This is a genomic window from Actinomadura geliboluensis (assembly GCF_005889745.1).
Lineage (GTDB): Bacteria > Actinomycetota > Actinomycetes > Streptosporangiales > Streptosporangiaceae > Spirillospora > Spirillospora geliboluensis.
This window is the reverse complement of record NZ_VCKZ01000699.1, coordinates 1-1,917: the sequence shown is the minus strand read 5'-3', so window position 1 is coordinate 1,917 and position 1,917 is coordinate 1. Positions and strand designations below refer to the sequence as shown.

Genomic DNA, 1,917 nt, shown 5'->3' with positions numbered 1-1,917 from the left:
GGCCACAGCGACGAAGACGTCGAACGCATGCACCAGGCGTGGTTCAAGACGGTCACGCTGCAGGTGGCCCTGTGGCTCAGGCCCTACTCGCCCGAAAAGTGGTAACCGACACCTACCGAGACGCGAGCACCGGACGGTGCTTGCTCGCGGCTCGGTAGGTGTCAAGTCAAACGGGACAGGAGCCAGTGACCGTTTCTCGGGCTTTCGCCGGGCGGCGGGTCGGGAGTGGCCGTTTCGACAAGAATAGTGCCTCTGAGCTGGGAGGATAGGGCTGGTTGCAGGTCCTGTCCGCACCAGTCCAGAAAGCACTTTTCAATGAAGAATACAGGTCGTCATGCCAGGCTCGCGGTGTCTTCGGACGGGGCGGGGATCGTCGGCCAGGCCAGCGGGGTGCTGCTGACTGAAATGTGCGACTGGGCTAGACCAGGCGCTTTGCGCCGGTCTGGAATGCTAGCGCAGGCCGCGGGCGATCCATGATCCGGGCAAGGTCATCGCGGACCTGGCGATAACGCTGGCGCTAGGCGGAGACTGCCCGTCCGACATCGCGATCCTGCGGGCCGAGCCGGAGCAGTTCGGCTCAGTGCCGTCCGATCCGACGGTGTTGCGACAGTTGGCCGCCCTTGCGGACACGGGCCCGCAGGCGTGGCGGGTGCGATCCGCAACGCCCGCTCGTCCGCCCGTGCGCGGGCGCGGGAGTCGGTCGGCGAGCACGCTCAGGCATCGGAAGCGCGCGAATCCCGGTGGATCTGGGCGCCAGATCGTGCTGCGCACTCGGAGAAGGAACACGCCGCCTCGACGTGAAAGCGAACTTCTTGTCCAACCCGATGTGCGCGTTCATCGACCACGCCCGGGCATGGCCGGGGAGGCCGCCGCCCTGGTGCTGCGGCCGGGCAACGCCGGGTCTAACACCACCGGCGAACACATTACCGCCGGGAGATTCAGCCCTGCAGTAGATTCCCGTCCACCTGCATAAACAAGTGCTGATCTGGACCGGCGCGGGCGGCGGCGCCCACGGTTTCCCAGATACTGGTACTCCCGCCGACGGCTGAAGTACTCGAACGGGTCCAACCTGACCGACGAGGTCTGCGCCGCGCTCTTCGCCCTGTCCGAGCACCTGTGGCAGTGCACCTACGACGCCGACCGGCAGCCCCGCCTGGGGCGCCGGTGGCCGAGCTGGCCGGCATGCTCGACCTGGCGGGTTGGCCCAAGGGGATGCGGGGCATCGTCCGGCGCGTTGACCAGGTTGGGCTGTCCCTTGCGCCGGTAAATCCCCTGGATGCCGGCTTCACCGCATGAGCCGCTCGACCAGCTTTGGCTCACCTGCTCGTCCCGTCCGAGTGTCAGCTCGTCGTGTACCCACGGCGAGCCGTAGTTTCGGCGACCCCTCATGGCTTTCTCTGATCATTCTCATCAGTTCGATGCTCGACGGTGCGACGCCGGAACTCGGGCGGGTGAGGTGGTGGCACAAGACACTTCCTTCCCAAGTTGATCAAGGTCAACTCAGATGAGGTGTCCGTGGAACCGGGGGAAGCTCAGTCATACAACTCCTGGTGCCTGTTCGTGGCCTAGTTCCGCTGAGAGTTCGCGTGCGATCGCGAGCGTGCGGCGTCCGGCCTCGTCGAGATGGGCGCCCAGGCGTCCTTTGGGTGCCGACACGTTGATCGCGGCCACGATGATGCCGCGGAAGTCGCGGACGGGGGCGGAGACGCCGACGAGCCCTGCCTCGAACTCCTCGTCCACCGCCGCGTAGCCCCGTCTTCGGATTGCTGCGACCTCGCGGAGCAGGTCATCGGCGGCCTGTATCCGCAGCCTGGCCTGCCCGTGGCCCGGCTCGTCGAGCCAGGAGGCTGTCCAGGAGCGGAGCGCGTCAGGCGTCCAGTCGGAGACCAGGACGCGCCCGGCCGAGGTCATGAGCAC

At 66.8% G+C, this 1,917-nt stretch carries 2 protein-coding genes; one reads left to right on the top strand and one right to left on the bottom strand.

Annotation, left to right across the window (positions count from 1 at the left end):
* Positions 1–1,164: 1,164 nt before the first annotated feature.
* Entirely contained in the window at positions 1,165–1,296 is a 132-nt protein-coding gene (locus ETD96_RS47860; RefSeq protein WP_274704693.1) for a hypothetical protein, read from the top strand.
* 240 nt (positions 1,297–1,536) lie between these two features.
* Here the strand turns inward: ETD96_RS47860 and ETD96_RS43615 are convergent.
* A partial coding sequence (locus ETD96_RS43615) for an IclR family transcriptional regulator domain-containing protein (RefSeq protein WP_274704692.1) occupies positions 1,537–1,917 on the bottom strand: 381 nt, incomplete at its 5' end.